Genomic DNA, 20,783 nt, shown 5'->3' on the forward strand with positions numbered 1-20,783 from the left:
GGAACACCCCTTGTCACAAATCAAAACGTTCTTTGCGGGAGCCACAACGATGGCCAGCGCCCTGGCGGCCGTCTTCCTGTTGAGCGGCGCCAAGGAGCCGCCCAAAAATGAGCATTTCGACGAGATCACCGTCGGCCGCATCAACATCGTCGAACCAGACGGCACCAAGCGCATCGTGATTTCCAACCGGGCGCAGTTCCCCGGCGATTTCATGCAGGGCAAGGAAGGCGCGCGGCCCGATCGGCGCGACTTTGCCGGCATGCTCTTCGTGAACGAGGAAGGCACCGAGAACGGCGGCCTGATACAAAAAGGCGCCATCGAACCGGACGGCAAAATCTCTTCGGGACTGTCGCTGACCTTCGACCGTTTCCGCCAGGATCAGGCACTCCAATTGCTGAATACCGACAGCGCGACGGACCACCAGACCGCCCTCATCATCAACGACGTTCCGTATTTCAAAGTGACATCGTTCGAGGACCAGCGCGGCTTTCGCGACGAGGCCGGCAAACTGCCGGCCGACGCGCGGCGCGCGTATTGGCAAAAACTGACAGAGCAAGGCCGGCTGGGGGCCAACCGCGTGTGGCTCGGCAAAACGCGCAACCAGGACTCGTCGCTGCAACTCAAGGATGCCCAAGGCCGGGTACGCATGAAGCTGCTGGTCAGCGCCGCCGGCGTGGCCGAAATTCAAATGCTCGATGAAACCGGCAAAGTGAGCAAGACGATCTCCCCGGCGTCGAAGGACTAGGCAGGCGCGGTGAAGGGCAAGGTCACCAAACCGACCAGATAGCGCGCAGGCTGGCTGCCGGGATTGGCGTAGATGATCTGCTGATCTTCGCGCATCGCAACGCAATCGCCGGCTTCGAGTTGCCACCGGTGTTCGTCACACGAGATATCCATGACGCCTTCGAGCATCCACATCTGATGGTGGATATCCGACGCCCGCGCCATGCGCTCGTAGACCACCCGCTGACCCGGCGGGAACACCACCTCGACCAGTTGCAACGGCGAACGCGTCGCCGGCGACAAGTGCCGCCGCACGTAGCCGGAGGCCGGGTCGGTCCACACCTGCTGCTCGGCGGCGCGGCGCAGCGGCGATGGCGCGGCCTCGCTGTCGTCGGCCTCGAACAGCGAGGCCAAGGTGACGCCAAGGGCGCCGGCCAGTTTGTCGAGCACGGTGGCGGTGGCGCTGCTTTCACCACGTTCGATCAGGGAAATGTTGGAACGGCTCACACCGCTCAGTTCGGCCAGGGCCGTCAACGACAGTTGGCGCGCTTCGCGCAGGGCCAACACACGGCCCGCAATGAGTTTGTTTATATCCATGTTATCCATTATACTGGATTTACCGTCCAACAAAATGACCGATCACCCCATGCATATCGCCTTCGAAACTCCGAACCAGCCTGAAGTCATCTCCCTGATCGCCGATCTCGATGCGTATCAACTTTCGCTGTACCCGCCGGAATTGGTCTACGCGCTCGATTTGCCGTCGTTGTTGGCTTCGAACGTGAAGTTTGCCGTGGCGCGCGAGGGCGACGCCGCCGGCAAGATTGTCGGTTGCTGCGCGATCGTGCTGTCGCCGGAATATGGCGAGATCAAGCGATTGTATGTGGACCCCGCCGGGCGCGGCAAGGGCACGGGGAAAGGTTTGCTGAGCTTGCTGGAAGAGGCGGCGGTGGAAGCCGGTTGCGCACAGATGGTGCTGGAGACCGGGCCGTCGCAGCCGGAGGCGATGGGGCTGTACGAGCGGCACGGTTTCCGGCGCTGCGGCGCGTTCGGCGATTATCTGGACGATCCGATGAGTGTGTTTATGCGCAAAATCCTGTAGCGGCCACTGGAATCGTTCAACCCGCACGGCGGCGAACAGGGATCGTACCCGGCCGGGTACGACCCCGCTTGGCCTTGCGGGTTGCGCGTCTCAATCACCCCTCCCCTTACGCTTCCTTTTTCTTTTTGCGCACCACGGCCAGCTTCGGTGCCTGCGGACCGAACATCTCGGCCACGCGCTCGAGCCGCACCGCACCGTCGCCGACCAGCGTACCGGTCGCGCCGGCCACTTGCCGCACGATGCCCAACGCCGCCGCGCGCGCTTCCGGCTCCTCCGGCAGCAGCAGCGGCAGATCGCGCATCGCCGCTTCCTCATCGACCTGCAACATCAGATACTGGTCGCGCACGATGGTCTTGAACTGCGTCACACTCAACTCCTCGTCGTCCGAGGTGCGCAAGCGCAGTTGGCGTATCGTCGCGAACGCGCGCTCGTCGGCGGCGCTCATTTCCGGACTGCGATAGATGTAAAGCAAGGCGCGGATGATCGCCTCTGTCGCGCCGCCCTCGGCCGTCTTGGTCGCGGCCGCCGCGCGGAACGCGTTTAACGCCGCCTCGTGCGCCAGATCGCGGCCGATGCGGCGCGGCGCACCCACGTCGGAACGCAAGCCCACCAGCGCCTGCAACACCGGCGAACCATACACGCTCAGGAAGAATTTTTCCGTCGCCGCGTCGCGGGCGTCGCGGTAGGCGTCGAGCGTGGCGACGATCTGCTTCGACATGTGCTCCTGCATCTGCAGGAAGACGTTGCTCTTGTCGACCGGACGGCGCTGCGCGCGCACCTTCTCGGCCAATGCAGGAATGCCGTCGAGCAGCTTGTTTTTGCTGGAGAACGCCGTGTAGCGCAAGCGCAGCGGGTGCGACTCGCGCAGCCGTTCGGCGCTCTCTTCCGTCACCATGCTCTTGACGATCGGGCTGACGAACTGGCGATACAGGCCCTGGTTGATTTCCGATACCCGCGCAACGGTCGCGAAGCGGCGCTCGTCCTCGGCATCGTTGCCGCCCAGCGCGCGCAGCGCGTCCAGGCCGCGACGCTCGAAACGCATAACGAAGTCGCCGCCCATCATGTCGCCGGCGGCGATCTCGGCTTGCAGCATCTCCTCGTCCTTGTCGAGGAACACCGCCTCGTACAAGCCCGGCGGCATGATGTCGATCATGTCCATCGCGGCCGTGAATTCCTCGTGTTCCTTGTTGGCCACCGAGGCGGAGACGAAGATGCCCAGGTGACCTATGCTCTGGTGCATCGTGTAGATGATGGTCTGGCCGCCGGCGACCAGCGCGGCGTCGTCCTCATACAGGTCCAGCACCCAGCCGAGCGCCTGCTGCGGCGGCGTGATGTCGTCGCCCCACGAGCAGAACACCACGATCGGCGACTTGATGTTGCGCAAGTCGATGCGGTGGCCTTCGCTGTCGAGCAGCGCTGCCGCGCTCAGCTTGTTGCCGACGAACAGCGAGTCGGCGATGTATTGCATTTCGCCCGCGTTGAGCAGCACCGGATTGCCCCACCAGCGCTCGAATTCCAGGAAGCGCGCCGCCTCGGTGTCGATCTTCGAATACACGTTGTAGTTCTTGCTCCACATCGTGTTCGCCGGATTCATTTTCTCGAAATTCTCGACCAGCTGCGCGCCGTCGAAAATGCCGTTGCCCAGGTCGCCAGCGAGCGAGGTTGTCCACGTGCCGCCGAGCGCGCCGCCGAGGTAGCGCATCGGGTTCTTGCCGCGCACACCGGCCCAGTACGACAGCGGCGCGCCGGCCAACACCAGCGGACCGACCAGGTCCGGCTGCAGCGCGGCCGTCATCATGATTTGCCAGCCGGCCTGGCAATTGCCGATCAGCGCGGGCTTGCCGTCGGCCTGCGGATGCAGTTCGGCCACATGGGCGATGAATTTCGCCTCGGCCCGGCAGACGTCTTCGATGGTCTGGCCCGGCACCGGCTTGGGCAGGAAGCCGACGAAATAGCACGGATGGCCGGCCTTGAGCACGACGCCGATCTCGCTATCCTGTTTCATGCCGGCGATGCCTGGCCCGTGGCCGGCGCGCGGATCGAACACGATGAATGGACGCTTGGTGGGGTCGGGGGTGACGCCGTCCGGCGGCGCGATGTAGCACAGGCCGTAGTTGACGGGACGCTCCAGATCGCGGCCGTCCATGATCACTTCAAAAGCAAAACTGAGCACGTGCGGCGCGGTCTCTTCGGTGCGCAGGTTGCGCTCGTCACCGCGCTGGCGCAGCACGTCCATGAACAGCACGCTGCGCTGGCAGGCATCGACCCAATAATCGCTCGCCTGCTGCGCCAGGGAAAATGGATTGGTCGGCCAGCCGGACCAGGGATTCAACTTTTCGTCACTCACCTTGAGGCTCCTCAATACGAATTTATGCTGCCATGCGCCAAATTACCCCAGCCCAAGTCAAAAGGCAATGGAATCCGCGCACCAATTCTTGTCAAATTAAGATGTAATAATTGAAACTTTTAATTATTTAGGCAATAATGGGTTTTCTCCTTTCGCTAACGTGACCATGAGCCACCACCTGATCGACGCCCTGCTCACGCACGTGTACGACTCGGTGCTGGCGCCGGACGGATTTCACCGCTTCGTGGCCGCGTTCACCGAGCTGTTCGCTCTCAAGGCGACGATGATGCTGACGGTGAATATCGAGTCGCACGAGGTCAAGGGATTGTGGATGACGGGTCTGGCGCAGAAGTGGATGGATCAATACGTGCTGGAATACGCCGCCGAGGACGTGCTGGCGCATCACATCCATGCCTCGCCGATGGCCACGTTCTACGCCAGCAACCTCGACCTGCCGCCGGGGCTGGCGACCGGCACGCGCTTCTACAACAACTGGGTGGTGCCGCAGGGCGTGGCGTTCGCCAGCGGCGCGATCGTGCTGCGCGAAGGTCCGTGGCTGACGCAGATGATGCTCCAGCGTACGCCACAGCAACCGCCTTTCACGCGCGACGAGCTATCGCTGTTCAACCTGTTGATGCCGCACTTGCAGCGCGCCATCCAGATGCGTCAGCGCTTCGCCGAGCTGCAGATGGGTCAGGACATGCTGGCCAGCGGCATGGACTTGATCGCCATGCCGACCATCCTGCTCGACGAGTTCTCTCGCGTCGCGCTGTGCAACCAGGCAGCACAGCGTTTGCTGGCGGGACGGCGCGACCTGTGGATTGAAAACGGCCACCTGTTCAGCCGCAAAGGAGCCGTCACACAGCGCCTGAACCTGGAGATCACCAAAGCCATCCACGCCAGCCACGGAGCCGGTGGCCAATTGCCCGAGGTGGTGCTCGTGCCGCGCTTGGGCAAGCGCGACCTGATGCTGCTGATCTCGCCCATGCGCAAGAGCGCCGCTAGCGGTGCGGAAAGCGGCAGCGGCGCGCTGGTGTTCGCCTTCGACCCCGATGCCACACCCACCGTCCAGGCCGAGCTGGTGCAACGCCTGTTCGGCCTCAGCGAAGCCGAGGCGTACCTGGCAGTGGCACTGTGCGGCGGCCGCTCGCTTGAAGAAGCCGGCGTCGAGCGCGGCACCACGCTCAACACCGTCCGCAGCCAGCTCAAAAGCATCTTCGGCAAGACCGGCACCCATCGCCAGGCCGACCTGGTATCGGTACTGCTGGCAAGCCCGGCCTATTTCCTGTCGCCGCAGTCCGCTGTCACGTTGCCGAACGGACCCGACGGCGGCTAACCATGCCGATCAGGCCCAATCCGGCCAGCAGCATGGCATAGGTTTCCGGCTCCGGCACGGGGGCCGCGAGCGGCAGCACGCTAAAGCTGGTGAAAGACAAGGCGGTGGCCGCTTCCAGTCCACCGTAGTTGGTCAGGTCGAACCAGGCCAGACCGACGACGTTGCTGTCGGTCAAGCTCGATACTTGCGTGAACCCGGCCTGCCCGTCGAGCTTGTAGCTTTTGGTCAGCGTGTCGCCGATGCGCCGAATCTCAAGCGTGATCAGCGGCGTCGCCCCGGCCGAGTAGCCGGTGCTGTCGAATCCCTGGCCGGCGCTGTCGTTGACCCAGTTGACGCCAAACGACATGCCCGTGTAGCCGCCGTTGATGTCGAGGAAGAAGCCCCCGCCACCGGCGCCGTTGGCGGTGGAATCGGCCGTAACGGTGGCAACGAAATCGCCGGTCACGGCCACTGTGGTGCCCACGTGCGGACCGTCGGGATAGGGATCGCCAAGCGGCGAGACCGTCTTCGCCAGCACCAGCGCGCCGGCACCGGTACTGACCGACCACGGTCCCGCCACGCCGGGTTTGAAGACGCCCTCCCGCAGCTGGATGACCCGCAAGGCCGGGTCGAGCGTGGGGGTGTTGAAATCGGCAACGTAAGCGGTGTCGGCGCGCGCTGGCGACGACGCCAGCGCGAGCAAGGCGATACCGCAGACGGCGCGGCCCAGAGTGGAAAACGTTTGGCGCATGGAGATTCCCCTGTTGTAGTGATGGATGGACTGCAAAAATGATCATATCGACATCACTTTCGGCAAACATCCTCCAAACAGGTGACCGGGAGAAAAAGTGCGAAAAAAAAGCCGCCCCGGAGGGCGGCTTCGACGAAGCGCGCATGGCGCCTCGGGTTTGCTTAGGATTCGCGCGAGGCTTTTTTACGCTCGTGCTCTTTCAGGAAGCGCTTGCGCAGACGGATCGATTTCGGGGTGATTTCCACCAGTTCGTCGTCGTCGATGAACTCGACCGCGTATTCCAGCGACATCTGAACCGGCGGCACCAGGCGCACCGCTTCGTCGGTACCCGACGAGCGCACGTTGGTCAGCTGCTTGCCCTTGATCGGGTTGACGACCAGATCGTTGTCGCGCGAGTGGATACCGATGATCATGCCTTCGTAGACCGGGTCGTTGTGGACCACGAACATACGGCCGCGATCCTGCAGTTTCCAGATCGCGTAGGCCACGGCGGCGCCGTCGTCCTGCGAGATCAGCACGCCGTTGCGACGGCCGCCCAGTTCGCCCTTGGTGTTGTCGACCGGCGCGTACGCGTCGAACACGTGGCTCATCAAGCCGGTACCGCGGGTCAGGGTCATGAATTCGCCCTGGAAGCCGATCAGGCCACGTGCTGGAATACGGTATTCCAGACGCACACGGCCTTTGCCGTCCGATTCCATGTTTTGCAGGTCGCCGCGACGACGGCCCAGTTCTTCCATGACGCCGCCCTGGTTGGCTTCTTCAACGTCGACCGACAGTTGCTCGAACGGCTCGTGGCGCACGCCATCGACCATTTTGAACACCACGCGCGGACGCGACACGGCCAGCTCGAAACCTTCGCGACGCATGTTTTCGATCAGGATGGTCAGGTGCAGCTCGCCGCGGCCCGATACTTCGAAGATGGTGTCGTCGTCGGTCGGGGCAACGCGCAGCGCGACGTTGGCCTTCAGTTCCTTGTCCAGACGATCGCGCAGCTGGCGCGAGGTCACGAACTTGCCTTCGCGGCCGGCCAGTGGCGAGTTGTTGACCATGAAGTTCATGGTCAGCGTCGGCTCGTCGACGGTCAGCATCGGCAGCGCTTCAGGGGTGTCGACCGCGCACAGCGTCGAACCGATACCGATTTCATCGATACCGTTGATCAGGCAGATGTCGCCGGCGACAGCTTCGTCGACCAGCACGCGCTCCAGGCCCTTGAAGTTCAGCACCTGGTTGATGCGGCCCTTGATCGGGGTGGCGCCTGGGCCGTTGATGACCAGAACGTCCTGGCCGACCTTGACGGTACCGCGGTTGACGCGGCCAATGCCGATCTTGCCGACGTAGGACGAGTAGTCCAGCGACGTGATTTGCATCTGCAGCGGGCCTTCCGGATTGTCGTCGCGCACTGGCACGTGTTCCAGGATGGCGTCGAACAATGGCTTCATGTCGCCTTCGCGCACGTCTTCGGTCAGGCCGGCGTAGCCGTTCAGGCCCGACGCGTAGACGATAGGGAAGTCCAGCTGCTCGTCGTTGGCGCCCAGCTTGTCGAACAGTTCGAAGGTCTGGTTGATCGCCCACTCAGGACGTGCGCCCGGACGGTCGACCTTGTTGACGACAACGATAGGCTTCAGGCCCAGCGCCAGTGCCTTGCGGGTCACGAAGCGGGTCTGTGGCATCGGGCCTTCCTGCGCGTCGATCAGCAGCAGAACGGAGTCGACCATCGACAACACGCGCTCCACTTCGCCGCCGAAGTCGGCGTGGCCTGGGGTGTCGACGATATTGATGTGGGTGCCTTCGTACTCAACCGCGCAGTTCTTCGACAGAATCGTAATGCCGCGTTCCTTTTCGAGGTCGTTCGAGTCCATGACGCGGTTATCGACCGCTTGGTTTTCACGGAAGGTGCCGGACTGGCGCAGCAGCTGATCCACGAGGGTGGTTTTGCCGTGGTCAACGTGGGCGATAATAGCGATGTTGCGAATTGCGCGTTTTGTAGTAGACATGGTCGTTATATTTGCTGAAAAACTGCGGGTGCGTACAAACTGTACGGGGGGTATTCCGGGATGTTCGTGGGCTACAACTGCTTAGCCAATTTCTGGAACCGCGTAGTATAGCATGGTGCGTTGCAACTCCTTAAAAATATCGAGTATTTTCAAAGAGTTGCTTTCCAAACCTGCCGGGGTCAAGTCTGTCATTCGGACACGAGCCCGGCGGTCAAGCCCCGCTACGGTCCAGGCTGTGTCCGAATGACAGACTTGACCCCGGGGTGTTAGGTGGATGCCGCTGGGGCGGTGAAGGCGATCAGCCGTTCCGGGGCGAGGATGCTGTATTCGCCAAGCAGCGCGGTGCCAAGCAGCTTGTCGTCCAGGTAGACGCGCACCCTGCCCTGCTCCGCCGGCACCGTGACCGGCTCCTTGCCCAACGCCAGGCGCTGGCCGTTGAGGAATCGTTTGGCCAGCTCGGCATTCAACTGCACGGCCGGGAAGCTGGCCAGCAAGGCGTCCACCGGAGCCAGCAGACTCAACGGTTCGGCGTGCGCGGTCAGCGCCTCCAAGGTGATCATGTTGTCCATCGTCAGCGGACCGACCTGCGTGCGGCGCAGCGCGTTCAGGTGCGCGCCGCAACCGAGCGCTTCGCCGATGTCCTCGCCCAGCACGCGGATGTAGGTGCCCTTGCTGCACGTGACCGTCAACTTCAGCAGCGGCGCTTCGTACGACACCAGCTCCAGCTTGTGGATGATGACGTTGCGCGCCTCGCGCTCCAAGGTGATGCCGGCGCGGGCGTATTCGTACAGCGGCTTGCCGTCGCGCTTCAAGGCCGAGTACATCGGCGGCACTTGCGCGATCGGGCCACGGAACTTTTCCAGCACCGCGTGGATCTGATCCAGTGTGACGTTGACGTCGCGCGTGTCGATCACTTCGCCTTCGGTGTCGCCGGTGTCGGTGCTCTGGCCCAAATGCACCGTGGTCTCGTAGGTCTTGTCGGATTCCAGCAAGTCTTGCGAGAACTTGGTCGCTTCGCCAAAACACAGCGGCAACAGGCCGGTGGCGAACGGGTCCAGCGTGCCGGTGTGGCCGGCCTTCTTGGCGTTGAGCACGCGCTTGGCTTTGATCAGTGCATCGTTGCTCGAGAAGCCGACCGGCTTGTCGAGCAGCAGCACGCCGTCGACCAGGTCGCGGACTTTTTTAGGATGATTTTGCTTCATGGATGCGGCCGAAACGGCTTATTCGTCGCCGTCTTTTTTCTCGTCGTCCGGCTTGGCCTGGTCGTCGTCCAGCGAACGCGTGGCGTTGGCCTGGTCGATCAGCAACGACAATTCCATGCCGCGCGAGGTCGACGTGTCGTGCACGAAGTGCAGCGCCGGCAAGGTGTGGATGTGCAGGCGCTTGCCCAGCTGGCCGCGCATGTAGCCGGCCGCTGCCGACAGACCTTCGACGGTCTGCTTGACCTGCTCCGGGCTGTCCTTGAGCATCGTGAAGAAGATCTTCGCGTGCGCATAGTCCGGCGTAACCTGCACTTCGGTGATAGTGATCATGCCGACGCGCGGGTCTTTCAACTCGTAGGCGATGATTTCGGACAGATCGCGCTGGATCTGGTCCGCGACGCGCTGACCGCGCTGCGGGATGGTTTTACTATGTTTTGCCATGATTCAATACTGCTTTCCATAAACGGCAAGTGGACGGGAGCTGCTGCCCCCGTCCACTTTACCTAGTGCTACTGTCCGTAACGATTACAAGGTACGGGCGATTTCCTGAACTTCGAACACTTCCAGGGTGTCGCCAACCTGGATGTCGTTGTAGTTCTTCAGCGACAGGCCGCACTCCAGACCGGCGCGTACTTCTTTCGCGTCGTCCTTGAAGCGCTTGAGCGAGTCGATCTCGCCGGTCCACACCACGATGTTGTTGCGCAGCAGGCGGACCGAGGAGGCGCGCTTGACCACGCCGTCGGTGACCAGGCAACCGGCAACCGCGCCGACCTTCGAGACCAGGATAACCTGGCGAATCTCGACCTGGCCGATAACGGTTTCGCGTTTCTCTGGTGCCAGCATGCCCGACAACGCCGCTTTGATCTCGTCGATCGCATCGTAAATGATGTTGTAGTAGCGAATGTCCACACCGTTCGACTCGGCCAGCTTGCGCGCCTGTGCATCGGCACGGGCGTTGAAGCCGATGATGACCGCTTTCGAGGCCACCGCCAGATTGACGTCCGACTCGGTGATGCCGCCGACCGCTGCGTGCACCACTTGGACACGCACTTCCGAGGTCGACAACTTCTGCAACGAGCTGACCAGTGCTTCCTGCGAACCCTGCACGTCGGTCTTGATGATCATCGGCAGGTTTTTGACTTCGCCTTCGGCCATCTGGTCGAACATGTTTTCCAGCTTCGCGGCTTGCTGCTTGGCCAGTTTCACGTCGCGGAACTTACCTTGACGGAACAGACCGATCTCACGGGCTTTACGCTCGTCAGCCATGACCATGACTTCTTCACCGGCTTGCGGCACTTCCGTCAGACCCTGGATTTCGACCGGGATCGAAGGACCTGCTTCGTTGATCGGCTTGCCGTTCTCGTCCAGCATCGCGCGAACGCGGCCATACGAGGAGCCGGCCAGAATCACGTCGCCGCGCTTCAAGGTACCGGACTGCACCAGGATCGTCGCGACCGGGCCCTTGCCCTTGTCCAGACGGCCTTCGACCACCAGGCCACGCGCTGGCGCGTCGACCGGGGCTTTCAGTTCCAGCACTTCGGCCTGCAACAGAACCTGTTCCAGCAGCGCATCGATACCGGCGCCGGTTTTTGCCGAGACCGGCACGAATGGCGATTCGCCACCGTATTCTTCCGGCACAACTTGTTCGGCGACCAGTTCCTGCGTCACACGGTCAACGTTGCCGCCCGGTTTGTCGATCTTGTTGATCGCGACAACCAGAGGCACGCCGGCCGCTTTCGCGTGGGCGATCGCTTCCTTCGTTTGCGGCATCACGCCGTCGTCGGCCGCCACCACCAGAATCACGATGTCGGTCGCTTTCGCGCCACGGGCACGCATGGCCGTAAAGGCTTCGTGACCCGGGGTATCCAGGAAGGTGATCATGCCGCGCGGGGTGTCCACGTGGTAAGCACCGATGTGCTGGGTAATGCCGCCGGCTTCGCCCGACGCCACTTTGGCGCGGCGGATGTAATCGAGCAGCGAGGTCTTACCGTGGTCGACGTGACCCATGACGGTCACCACCGGTGCGCGCGAGACGGACTCGAAGTGAGCGTGCTCCCCCTGGTCTGCCAGCAACGCTTCCGGATCGTCCTGCTCGGCGGCGAAGGCTTTGTGGCCCATCTCCTCGACCAGAATCATCGCGGTTTCCTGATCCAGCACCTGGTTGATCGTGCACATCTGGCCCAGCTTCATCAGCTGCTTGATGACCTCGGATGCCTTGACGGACATCTTGTGCGCCAGTTCGGCCACGGTGATGGTTTCAGGGACGTACACGTCCTTGATGACCGCCTCGGTTGGCGCCTGGAAGTTGGTTTCGCGGTCGTCCGAGTGCGAGCCACGACGGCCGCCACTCTTGCCACCACTACGCCAGCCGTCACGGCCGCCGGTGCCGGTGTTGCCACGGCCCTTGTTGGCGGTGTTGCCCGGCGCGCCACGTTTCTTGGCGTCGTCCGACCAGGTCGACGAGACATTGGCCGACTTGATCGACTTCTTGTCCGCGGTGACCGGCTTCTTGTCGCCCAGCTTGTCGCCAGGCTTGGCGACGGCGCCGGTCGCAGGCTTGTGCAAGGTGCCTTCGGCAACCTTGGCCTTGACCGGCACCGGTGCCGGCTCAGGCGCCTTGATGGCGCGGCGTGGCGCGTTCATCATGGCCTTGATCTGGGCGACCTCATCCGCCACGGCCTTGCGGGCGCGGTCGGTGGCTTCGGCTTTTTCAGCAGCTTCCTTGGCGGCGGCGGCGGCCTTCTTCTTGGCCTCTTCCGCTGCGGCTTTTTTCTTCTCTTCGGCGGCTGCATCGACTGCCGGCGCTGGCGCGGCGGCGCCGGCGTTGGTCGCGGCGGCCGCTGCCTTGGCGGCGGCTTTCTTCGCTTCGGCGTCGGCTTCCTTCTTCGCTTCGGCTTCGGCGGCGGCCGTGGCTTTCGCCTGGGCTTCCTTCTCGGCGTCCAGCTTGGCCAGGCGGTCTTGCTTCTCGCGCAGCTCGGCTTCCTGACGCGCGATCAGTTCAACCTGCTTGCGGGCGTCTTCTTCACGACGGGCCACCTCGGCAGCATCCACCACCGGCGCCACAGGGGCGGGGGCGGGAGCGGCGACCGGCTCGTCGCGCTGGACGAAGGTGCGAACCTTCTTCACAGCAACCTGAATCGTGCGGGCCTTGCCATTGGCATCGGCCTGCTTGATTTCAGTGGTTTCTTTGCGCGTCAGCGTGATCTTCTTCTTTTCGGTATCAGCCGATGCGCCGTGGGTACGACGCAAGTGATCAAGCAGCTTATCCTTATCATCTTTCGACAATGGATCTGACGTCGAACTTTTTTCGACGCCGGCAGAACGCAGCTGCGTCAGCAGCAAATCTGCAGGCATCTTCAGTTCGGTGGCAAATTGGGCTACGTTGTTACTCGCCATTCAGTCCTCTTTTCTATGTGTCGCGGAGATGATAAAGATACTCAAATTATGCCTTTGCAGATTCGGCAAGACTCCATGCCTTGGCCTGGAGGCCTTTGGCACGATCGTCGTACTTCGAGTCAACCAACTTCATCTCATCGTCGGTCACATCTTCAAATTCACTTGTAATCAGTGCGCGCGCACGGTCCACAGGCAGGGCCAGAATGGCGCCAAACTCATCGTAGGCCAGTGCAGCAAATGCATCGACAGTCTTGATACCGGCCAGGCCCAGCTTGCCGGCGGTGATGCGGTCCATGCCTTCCAGACCGACCAGCGCCTCGTCCATGCCTTCCAGGCCTTCTTCCGAAGCGATCGCTTCGGTGACCAGGGCGTCACGGGCGCGGGTGCGCAGTTCGTTGACGGTATCTTCGTCAAACGATTCGATTTCCAGCATTTCGGAGATCGGCACGTAAGCGATTTCTTCCAGGCTGGCAAAGCCCTCTTCCACCAGGATGTCGGCGACTTCCTGATCGACGTCCAGTTTTTCCATGAACAGTGCACGCACCGCCGCGGTTTCCTGGGCTGCCTTGTCGGCCGATTCCTCGGCCGTCATGATATTGATCTTCCAGCCGGTCAGGTCGGAAGCGAGGCGCACGTTCTGGCCGGAACGGCCGATCGCGATCGCCAGGTTCTCTTCGTCGACGACGACGTCCATCGCGTGCTTCTCTTCGTCGACCATGATCGACGACACATTGGCCGGGGCCAGCGCGCCGATGACGAACTGGGCCGGATCTTCCGACCACAGCACGATGTCGACGCGCTCGCCGCCGAGCTCGCCGGTGACGGCCTGTACGCGCGAACCGCGCATGCCGACGCAAGTACCGATCGGGTCGATGCGCTTGTCGGCCGTGTAGACGGCGATCTTGGCGCGGACGCCGGCGTCGCGGGCTGCCGATTTAATTTCCAGCATGCCTTGCTCGATTTCCGGCACTTCCAGCTCGAACAGCTTCATGATGAAGTCCGGCGCGGTGCGCGACAGAATCACCTGTGGACCACGCATATTGCGGTCGATGCGCAAAATAAAAGCCCGGACGCGGTCGCCGATGCGCAGATTTTCCTTTGGAATCATCTGGTCGCGCGGCAGGCGTGCTTCGATCTTGCCCGATTCGACAATCGCGTCGCCGCGTTCCATGCGCTTGATGGTGCCGGTCACGAGCGAGTCGCCGCGCTCGAGGAAGTCGACCAGGATCTGTTCGCGCTCGGCGTCGCGCACACGCTGCAGGACCACCTGTTTGGTGTCTTGCGCGAAGCGGCGGCCGAATTCGACGGACTCGATCGGTTCTTCGATGTGATCGTCCACTTCGATGTCAGGAATTTGTTCCTTGGCTTCGAAATGCAGGATTTCCTGGTCCGGCAGTTGCAGGCCCGCTTCATCGGGGACGACGTGCCAGCGGCGGAAGGATTCGAATTCACCCGACTCGCGGTCGATCGAAACGCGGATATCGACTTCACCTTCATAGCGTTTCTTCGTGGCTTGCGCCAACGCGAATTCCAGCGCGCCGAAAACGACATCCTTATCGACGTTCTTTTCACGCGCCAGCGCGTCTACCAATAACAAAACTTCGCGACTCATGCTTTGCGTCCCTTAAAATCCACCTGCGGCACCAAGCGTGCCTTATCCACGTCGGCGAGCGTAAACTCCAACAGCGCCGGACCATCATTGCTATCAAATTCCAACGACAAATTATCGCCCTGGGGTTCTTGCAGAACGCCCTGGAACGATTTCCGGTTGTTCGTACCCGGCATTGCAGTGCGCAGCTTGACGATGACCTCGTAACCGGCAAAGCGCACGAAGTCTTCCAGCTTGCGCACCGGACGATCCAGACCCGGCGACGAGATTTCGAGGCGTTCGTAATTGACGTTCTCGACCGTCAGCACGTGCGACAGCTGGTGGCTGACCGTGGCGCAATCTTCCACGGTGATCGGGCCTTTTTCTTCGGCGTCGGCTGCGCTGAAATCGATAAACACGCGCAAGACTCCGCGCTCGGCCCGTTCGACATCAACCAGCTCGTAGCCCAGACCCATGACGGTCTTTTCAATTAGTTCCGGCAGCTGCAAGAAATTCTCCAAATCAAGGCCTGTTTGCAATTATTCAAAACAGGCCGTAACAAAACGCTTTAACAAAAAAAAAATGGGCATCTGCCCATCTTCTTGTAATACCTAGCCAGATGAAAGGATTCCTGGGGAGCTACCCGCGAAGAACTTTTACTAGGCTGGTTATTATAACCTTATCTGGTCTTCGCTGCAATCGGCGCATGGCCGAAAACAGCGCTACAGCAGCCCAGATAAGGCTAAAAGACGTCAAAACAAGGGATTAACCCTTACGGCGACGTGGCATTCCGTGATCGATCGCGCCGCCGCGCGGCGGCTGGTTGCGACGCGGCGCGCCGGCGTTACCGAAACCGAAAGTCGTCTGCAGCGGATCAGGCTGGCGCGGACCGCGGCTTGGACCCTTGGCCGACTGGCCGCCGCCCATGCCACCGCCCTGGCCGCCTTGACCGCCCTGGCCTTGCGGACGGCCCTGACCTTGCGGACGACCCTGGCCGCCGCCGGCGCTGCGCGCCGGACCTTCGCCCAGCGGACGGCCACCGGCGTAACCGCCGATACCTTGCGGACGGCCACCCGGACGGCCCGAACCTTGCGCGCCGCCTGGACGGCCCTGGCCGCCACCCTGGCCACCTTGACCACCTTGACCATTGCCACCGGGACGACCCGAACCCTGCGCGCCACGGCCATTGCCGCCGCCGTTGGGACCACCGGCGCCGCCGGCGCCATTGCCCGGACGGCCCTGGTTACCGAAACGCGGACCGCGCTGCTGCTTGGCGAAAGGCATCGCGTTGTCGTTGCTGACATCGGCGCGGTTGAAGTTCGGCTCGTCGCCATCATCCTCGTCGTCGTCATCATCACGGTCGTCGACCTCGGCGCGGCCGCGTTGCGGACGCTTTTCAGGACCTTTGTTCTGGCCGGTCGGCTTGGCTTGCTGCGGACCCTTGCCGCGCGGCGCGGCGGCCGTCGCGTCGCCGCCGCCTTTCTTGTCGACACCGTAGGCGGCCAGCAGGTCGCGCACGGTGTTCTCTTCCATCTCTTCCCAGCGGCCGCGCTTCAGGCTGCTTGGCAGCGTCATCGCGCCGTAACGGGTACGGATCAGACGCGACACGGTCAGGCCGATCGCCTCGAACATGCGGCGCACTTCGCGGTTACGGCCTTCACCGATGATCACGCGGTACCACTTGTTAATGCCCTCGCCGCCGCCGTCGGCGATCTTGGAGAACTGCGCCAGGCCGTCTTCCAGTTCGATGCCGGCCAGCAACTTCTGGCGCATGCCTTCTTCCAGCACGCCCAGGGTGCGCACCGCGTATTCGCGGTCGATGCTGTAGCGCGGGTGCATCAGGCGGTTGGCCAGGTCACCGGACGTGGTGAACAGCAGCAAGCCTTCGGTGTTGAAGTCGAGGCGGCCGATGGCCAGCCATTTGCCGGCCTTCATCGTCGGCAGGCGGTCGAACACCGATGGACGGCCGTCCGGATCGTCATGGCTGACGATTTCGCCGGCAGGCTTGTGGTACACCAGCACGCGCGGCGGCTTCTTGCTGACGCGGCGCTGGATCAGTTTGCCGTTGATGCGCACGGCATCGGTCGGCAGGATGCGCTGGCCGATGTGGGCCGGCTCGCCGTTGACCGACACGCGGCCCGCAACGATCAACTCTTCCATGTCGCGGCGCGAGCCGAGACCGGCTTCAGCCAGCACCTTGTGCAGTTTCGGCGCGTCGTCTTCCGACGTCAGGTCGCGGCGCACGACTTTCGGCGCGTTGCGGCCCTTGCCGGTTTCTTCGCTGTCGAAGGCGTCCGAGGTGACGTACGAGAAGGCGGCGTCGGCGTCATTGCCTTTGCCGACATTGCCGAAGGCGCCATGAACGCGCTGCGGCTTCGGTCCCTTGCCACCGCGTCCGGCTTGCTTGCCGTTGCGCTGCTGGCCTTCAGGGCGCGGACCGCGCTCGTTGCGCGGCTTGCCGTCCGGCTGGGCGCCCTCTTCCGCAGGCGCCGCTTCACCGTCGACCGCGACCACCGGCTCTGGACGCGGCATTGTCGCTTCGCGCAGGGCGCGTTGCTCGCGCATCTGGCGCGGACCGCGCGGGCCGCGCGGGCCACGGTCGCTGCGCTCGCGCTGGCCTGCCTGGCCTTCGGCGCCGGGGGTGCCTGCGGCTGCGGCAGGAGCGGCTTGCGCTTCCACTGCCACGGCTGGCGCCGGCGATTCGGACGACGCCGTCACTGCGGCTGGTTTCTTCGCGCGTGGCGCCCTGGCCGGTGCCTGGGCCTGTGCTTCCACCGCTGCGCCTTGCGGCGCGGATTCAACAGCCTGGACAACCTCGACTGCAACCTTGGCGGCCGGCTTGGCGCGCGGCTTTTTCACGGGCGCTGGAGCGTCCTTCGCGTCGGCGGCGGCAGCGGCAACAACCGGCGCCGCAGGTGCGGCGGCCTCGACAGCAGCTCCGGCCTTCGGCTTGCGCTTGGCCTTGGCGGCAGGGGCCGCATCGGCGGCGCCGGACGCGGCCGCATCGGCTTCGATCTGTGCTTTGGTGCGGCGTTTTGGCTTGGCGACCACGTCTGCGGTGGCGTCGTTGACTGTCTCAGGGGTATTAGATTTGTTCATTGTTCGTTTCTTGGTTGTGCTCAGCGTCAACCGTTAAATCTGGCGCATGGTCGTGATTGATTGCTTGCTGGCCGGCTTCCGGGCTAGTCGCGGCGTCTACTGCTTCGTCGGCCACTTGCAACTCGCTATCCGTACCATCTCGTTGTTGCGCGACGCTTTCGCTGTGCGCGGCTTTGTCAAAGTTCTCTTGCAGGGCTGCTTCCAGCGCTTCCATATCCGGACCACCGCCCTGCACATCGCTCAATTGCTGCAACGGCGGCAGCTGGGACAGCGAATTGAGCCCCAAATCATCCAAAAACTGCTTGGTCGTGCCCAGCAACGCCGGGCGGCCCACGACGTCGCGGTAACCAATGGCGTCTACCCAGCCACGGTCTTCCAGCATTTTGATCGTCTGTGAATTGACGGCTACGCCGCGTATCTCTTCGATATCGCCCCGCGTGACCGGCTGCCGGTACGCGATGATCGCCAGGGTTTCCAGCGTTGCCCGCGAATACTTGGGCGGTTTTTCCGGATTCATCCGGTCCAGGTACAGCTTCATCTCGGGGCGGCTCTGGAAGCGCCAGCCGGTCGATAAACTGACCACTTCAATACCCTTGCCGGCCCAATCGAGCCGCAGTTCTTCCAGCAATTCCTTGATCGTATCGGAACCTACTCCGGGACCGCGCGGCCTGCCCTGGTCATCGACATCGACATACAGCTTTTTCAGACTGTGGATCGACAATGGCTCATGGGCGCATAGCAAGGCGGTTTCGAGGACTCTTTTAGCCTCAGCTGTATCCATAGCAATCTTGTGGTTGCATTGTCATGCAATGAAAGAAATCAATCACATTCAGTGAGGCAGTGGCCGCATTCAAAATGCCGCCTGCCGGAGTACTCGCTGAAGCTGTTTTCCGAGCCCGGGCGATACGCGCCGGGCGGGAGAGAGAGGCATGCCGACGACGACCGAGGCCGCCGCTTTTCTACGTGAAACGCGACTGCGAAACGCGATTTTCGGGCGAAAACATGCGAGACCAATCAATGACGTTTCATCCTACAAGCCGAATTGTACCCGATAAAAGTACCAAACGCGCATTTCGGCGACATCGATATGTAAGTTGCCTTACGCAGCGGCAAGCCGATCCGACAAAATTGCAGAAACACCAACAAAGGCAGGGTATTCGGCGGTGATGACCCAGGTCGGCACCTGACACAGGTATTTATTGAAGCGGCCCTTCTGTTCGAAGCGCGCGCGGAAGCCGGATTTGTCGAAACGCTCGCCCAGGCGCGGCACGATCCCGCCACCTATATAAATACCGCCCTGCGCGCCCAGGGTGATGGCGATGTTGCTGGCAATCGTGCCGAGCATGCGGCAGAAAGTCTCGATGACGTCGTCGCACAGCGGGCATTCGCCGGCCAGCGCGCGCGTGGAAATGTCGGCCGCGCTCAGCGGCTCGGCGGTCACGCCCTGCTGGTCGGCCAGCGCGCGGTAGATCAGCTCGATACCGGCGCCGGACATCAGGCGCTCTGCGGACACGTGTTCGAATTCTTTCCACGCGAACTGCAGGATGGCCACTTCTTTGGCGTTGACCGGCGAGAAGCTGACATGGCCGCCTTCGCTCAGCAGCGCGGTCCAGCCGTCCTTGCCTGGAATCAGACCCGAGACGCCCAGGCCGGTACCGGCGCCGATCAGGCCCAGCGGCGTGCCGGGCACGGCCACGCCGCCGCCGACCTGGTGTTTTTGCGTCGCCGACAGTTGCGGCAGCGAGCTGGCCAGCGCGGTGAAATCGTTGACGACCACCAGGATGTCGAAGTTCACTTCGCGGCGCAGCGCCTCGATCGAGAACTGCCAATGGTGGTTGGTCATGCGCACCATGTCGCTGGTCACCGGGTTGGCGATGGCGATGGCGCCATTGCGGATGCCGGTGACGCCCTTGCCGGCCACGGCTGGCGAGCCGAGGTAGGCGACCAGCGCGTCGGCAATGGTGGGGTAGGCGGCGCAAGGCAGCACTTCGATCGCCTCAATCTTGCCCGGGGCGGTCTCCAGCGCGAAGCGCGCATTGGTGCCGCCGATATCCGCTAGCAGACGCGGGCCACCAATGTAGTCGGTGGTCGGGGAGGTAGGCGATTGAAGGGACTGGGCTGTCATGGTCGGTCGAAAATAGTTGAGGCCTAAGCTTAAGGTATTTCCACTATTCCAGGCAAGCAGAGTTTGTAGTTTTAGTACAGTTCGGCTGCGTTTGGCCCATGAAATTACTTTTGAGAATTTATTTTGAGTAGTATGACTACCCTGCCCTGCACGCTCCCGAGCGGTTATTGCGGCTTAAGCCGCAGGCGCCGTATCGACGACCTGGTCGGCCGCAGGCTCGCGCGTGCCGAACCGCGCGTTCCACGCATCCAGTCCTCCATGCAACGGCCGCGCCAAGGTAAACCCGTGCGCCTTCAACTCCTTGGCCACCTGCGCCGCCGTCACGTCATTGGGGCAACTGCAATACACAACAATATGGCGCTTTCTATCCAGCGCGATGATCTCCGTGCTCGGCTCGCCGCCCTTGAACAACAGCGCGCCGGGAATCGCCGGCTCCAGCATTTGCGCCGTCACGCTGCGCGCATCGACCAGCACCGGATCGTGGCCCGCCTCGATCAGCTGCTTGAAGTCGTCCACCGTCACCCGGTCGATCTGCACCGACTGCCGGAAACGCTTGCGCTCCACATACTTATACGCGACAAACAGCGCCAGCAGCGCCAGCAACACCATCAGCGCCGTCGAGCCCAGGTCGCTCAGGGTCGTCAACACCGAATCGATACTGGAATGGAAAAAAGCACCAATCGCGATACCGGTGCCGCTCCACAACGCTCCGCCAAGCAAGCTATAGCCCAGAAAAACCTGATACCTCGTGCCCATGGCGCCGGCAAGCGGCGAGGCGATCGTGTTAAACCCTGGAATGAACTTGGCCACGATCAGCATTTTCGGCCCCCACTTGGTAAAGCTGTCCTCGGTCTGGCTGACGCAATAATCGGGAGACAGCGAAATCCTGCACAGCAGCTTGAGGATGCGCTTGCCGTAGAAGCGCCCCATGCGGAACCAGAAGCCGTCGCTGATCAAACAGGCGCAAATGGCCGCCGCCAGCACGGCGGGCCAGCTGAAGTCGCCATCGATGGACAGGGCACCGGCGACGATCAGGATCGGATAAGCAGGAATCGGCATGCCGATCTGCTCGATCAGCACGATCGCAAACACGATCAGTACGCCATATTCTTGCAGCAGTTGGATTAAATTCGGCATGCGT

At 62.5% G+C, this 20,783-nt stretch carries 16 protein-coding genes; 3 read left to right on the forward strand and 13 right to left on the reverse strand.

Annotated elements, in window-relative coordinates; all coding sequences use genetic code 11:
• Positions 1 to 49: 49 nt before the first annotated feature.
• A complete protein-coding gene (locus ACZ0BA_RS16485) occupies positions 50 to 745 on the forward strand; it encodes a hypothetical protein (protein ID WP_463452297.1) in 696 nt (231 codons plus the stop codon).
• Here ACZ0BA_RS16485 and ACZ0BA_RS16490 read toward each other — a convergent pair.
• Positions 742 to 1,320: a helix-turn-helix domain-containing protein gene (locus tag ACZ0BA_RS16490; protein ID WP_463452298.1), complete on the reverse strand. Its 579-nt coding sequence runs from the start codon at positions 1,318 to 1,320 to the stop codon at positions 742 to 744. The two genes, ACZ0BA_RS16485 and ACZ0BA_RS16490, sit on opposite strands and share 4 nt — an antisense overlap.
• Positions 1,321 to 1,354: 34 nt before the next feature.
• Between ACZ0BA_RS16490 and ACZ0BA_RS16495 the strand changes: the two genes are divergently transcribed.
• Positions 1,355 to 1,825 carry a GNAT family N-acetyltransferase gene (locus ACZ0BA_RS16495; protein WP_463452299.1) on the forward strand — a complete coding sequence of 157 codons (471 nt, stop codon included), beginning with the start codon at positions 1,355 to 1,357 and terminating at the stop codon, positions 1,823 to 1,825.
• A gap of 106 nt (positions 1,826 to 1,931) precedes the next feature.
• On the opposite strand, the gene ACZ0BA_RS16500 is transcribed toward ACZ0BA_RS16495, so the two are convergent.
• Positions 1,932 to 4,172, reverse strand: a complete 2,241-nt coding sequence (locus ACZ0BA_RS16500) for a DUF3141 domain-containing protein (RefSeq protein ID WP_463452300.1) — start codon at positions 4,170 to 4,172, stop codon at positions 1,932 to 1,934.
• Positions 4,173 to 4,338: 166 nt separating this feature from the next.
• Between ACZ0BA_RS16500 and ACZ0BA_RS16505 the strand changes: the two genes are divergently transcribed.
• The gene (locus ACZ0BA_RS16505) at positions 4,339 to 5,508 is read left to right on the forward strand and encodes a helix-turn-helix transcriptional regulator (RefSeq protein ID WP_463452301.1); all 1,170 of its coding nucleotides are present in this window, start codon (positions 4,339 to 4,341) and stop codon (positions 5,506 to 5,508) included.
• On the opposite strand, the gene ACZ0BA_RS16510 is transcribed toward ACZ0BA_RS16505, so the two are convergent.
• The 11 genes from ACZ0BA_RS16510 to ACZ0BA_RS16560 form a co-directional block, all read right to left on the reverse strand.
• A complete protein-coding gene (locus tag ACZ0BA_RS16510) occupies positions 5,477 to 6,238 on the reverse strand; it encodes an FxDxF family PEP-CTERM protein (protein WP_463452302.1) in 762 nt (253 codons plus the stop codon). The genes ACZ0BA_RS16505 and ACZ0BA_RS16510 overlap by 32 nt on opposite strands.
• Before the next feature lie 161 nt (positions 6,239 to 6,399).
• Positions 6,400 to 8,232 (reverse strand): translational GTPase TypA, encoded by a 1,833-nt coding sequence (gene typA, locus ACZ0BA_RS16515; protein WP_463452303.1) that lies wholly within the window; start codon positions 8,230 to 8,232, stop codon positions 6,400 to 6,402.
• 266 nt (positions 8,233 to 8,498) lie between these two features.
• Positions 8,499 to 9,434: a tRNA pseudouridine(55) synthase TruB gene (truB, locus tag ACZ0BA_RS16520; protein WP_463452304.1), complete on the reverse strand. Its 936-nt coding sequence runs from the start codon at positions 9,432 to 9,434 to the stop codon at positions 8,499 to 8,501.
• Between the two features lie 18 nt (positions 9,435 to 9,452).
• Entirely contained in the window at positions 9,453 to 9,875 is a 423-nt protein-coding gene (rbfA, locus tag ACZ0BA_RS16525; protein WP_463452305.1) for a 30S ribosome-binding factor RbfA, read from the reverse strand.
• 84 nt (positions 9,876 to 9,959) lie between these two features.
• Positions 9,960 to 12,830 (reverse strand): translation initiation factor IF-2, encoded by a 2,871-nt coding sequence (gene infB / locus ACZ0BA_RS16530; RefSeq protein ID WP_463452306.1) that lies wholly within the window; start codon positions 12,828 to 12,830, stop codon positions 9,960 to 9,962.
• A 46-nt stretch (positions 12,831 to 12,876) separates the two neighbouring features.
• On the reverse strand, positions 12,877 to 14,442 hold the full coding sequence (gene nusA / locus ACZ0BA_RS16535) for a transcription termination factor NusA (RefSeq protein ID WP_463452307.1): 1,566 nt from the start codon (positions 14,440 to 14,442) through the stop codon (positions 12,877 to 12,879).
• The gene (gene rimP, locus ACZ0BA_RS16540; protein WP_315221180.1) at positions 14,439 to 14,927 is read right to left on the reverse strand and encodes a ribosome maturation factor RimP; all 489 of its coding nucleotides are present in this window, start codon (positions 14,925 to 14,927) and stop codon (positions 14,439 to 14,441) included. The genes nusA and rimP overlap by 4 nt, the downstream gene beginning before the upstream one ends.
• Before the next feature lie 256 nt (positions 14,928 to 15,183).
• Positions 15,184 to 17,517, reverse strand: coding sequence for a pseudouridine synthase (locus tag ACZ0BA_RS16545; RefSeq protein WP_463452308.1), 2,334 nt, complete (start codon positions 17,515 to 17,517; stop codon positions 15,184 to 15,186).
• On the reverse strand, positions 17,504 to 18,298 hold the full coding sequence (gene scpB, locus ACZ0BA_RS16550) for an SMC-Scp complex subunit ScpB (RefSeq protein ID WP_315221184.1): 795 nt from the start codon (positions 18,296 to 18,298) through the stop codon (positions 17,504 to 17,506). The genes ACZ0BA_RS16545 and scpB overlap by 14 nt, the downstream gene beginning before the upstream one ends.
• Before the next feature lie 318 nt (positions 18,299 to 18,616).
• The gene (locus ACZ0BA_RS16555) at positions 18,617 to 19,642 is read right to left on the reverse strand and encodes a glucokinase (protein WP_463452309.1); all 1,026 of its coding nucleotides are present in this window, start codon (positions 19,640 to 19,642) and stop codon (positions 18,617 to 18,619) included.
• A gap of 174 nt (positions 19,643 to 19,816) precedes the next feature.
• Positions 19,817 to 20,779: a VTT domain-containing protein gene (locus tag ACZ0BA_RS16560; protein ID WP_463452310.1), complete on the reverse strand. Its 963-nt coding sequence runs from the start codon at positions 20,777 to 20,779 to the stop codon at positions 19,817 to 19,819.
• Positions 20,780 to 20,783: the final 4 nt, after the last annotated feature.

The sequence above is a fragment of the Duganella sp. AC917 genome (assembly GCF_979258245.1).

What these genes read in the sequence shown, in the direction of transcription:
- typA (WP_463452303.1), bottom strand. Translation starts at nt 8,232, where the DNA reads ATGTCTACTACAAAACGCGCAATTCGCAACATCGCTATTATCGCCCAC.
- ACZ0BA_RS16490 (WP_463452298.1), bottom strand. Translation starts at nt 1,320, where the DNA reads ATGGATATAAACAAACTCATTGCGGGCCGTGTGTTGGCCCTGCGCGAA.
- ACZ0BA_RS16555 (WP_463452309.1), bottom strand. Translation starts at nt 19,642, where the DNA reads ATGACAGCCCAGTCCCTTCAATCGCCTACCTCCCCGACCACCGACTAC.
- nusA (WP_463452307.1), bottom strand. Translation starts at nt 14,442, where the DNA reads ATGAGTCGCGAAGTTTTGTTATTGGTAGACGCGCTGGCGCGTGAAAAG.
- rbfA (WP_463452305.1), bottom strand. Translation starts at nt 9,875, where the DNA reads ATGGCAAAACATAGTAAAACCATCCCGCAGCGCGGTCAGCGCGTCGCG.
- truB (WP_463452304.1), bottom strand. Translation starts at nt 9,434, where the DNA reads ATGAAGCAAAATCATCCTAAAAAAGTCCGCGACCTGGTCGACGGCGTG.
- ACZ0BA_RS16495 (WP_463452299.1), top strand. Translation starts at nt 1,355, where the DNA reads ATGACCGATCACCCCATGCATATCGCCTTCGAAACTCCGAACCAGCCT.
- infB (WP_463452306.1), bottom strand. Translation starts at nt 12,830, where the DNA reads ATGGCGAGTAACAACGTAGCCCAATTTGCCACCGAACTGAAGATGCCT.
- ACZ0BA_RS16485 (WP_463452297.1), top strand. Translation starts at nt 50, where the DNA reads ATGGCCAGCGCCCTGGCGGCCGTCTTCCTGTTGAGCGGCGCCAAGGAG.
- ACZ0BA_RS16560 (WP_463452310.1), bottom strand. Translation starts at nt 20,779, where the DNA reads ATGCCGAATTTAATCCAACTGCTGCAAGAATATGGCGTACTGATCGTG.
- scpB (WP_315221184.1), bottom strand. Translation starts at nt 18,298, where the DNA reads ATGGATACAGCTGAGGCTAAAAGAGTCCTCGAAACCGCCTTGCTATGC.
- ACZ0BA_RS16505 (WP_463452301.1), top strand. Translation starts at nt 4,339, where the DNA reads ATGAGCCACCACCTGATCGACGCCCTGCTCACGCACGTGTACGACTCG.
- ACZ0BA_RS16510 (WP_463452302.1), bottom strand. Translation starts at nt 6,238, where the DNA reads ATGCGCCAAACGTTTTCCACTCTGGGCCGCGCCGTCTGCGGTATCGCC.
- ACZ0BA_RS16545 (WP_463452308.1), bottom strand. Translation starts at nt 17,517, where the DNA reads ATGAACAAATCTAATACCCCTGAGACAGTCAACGACGCCACCGCAGAC.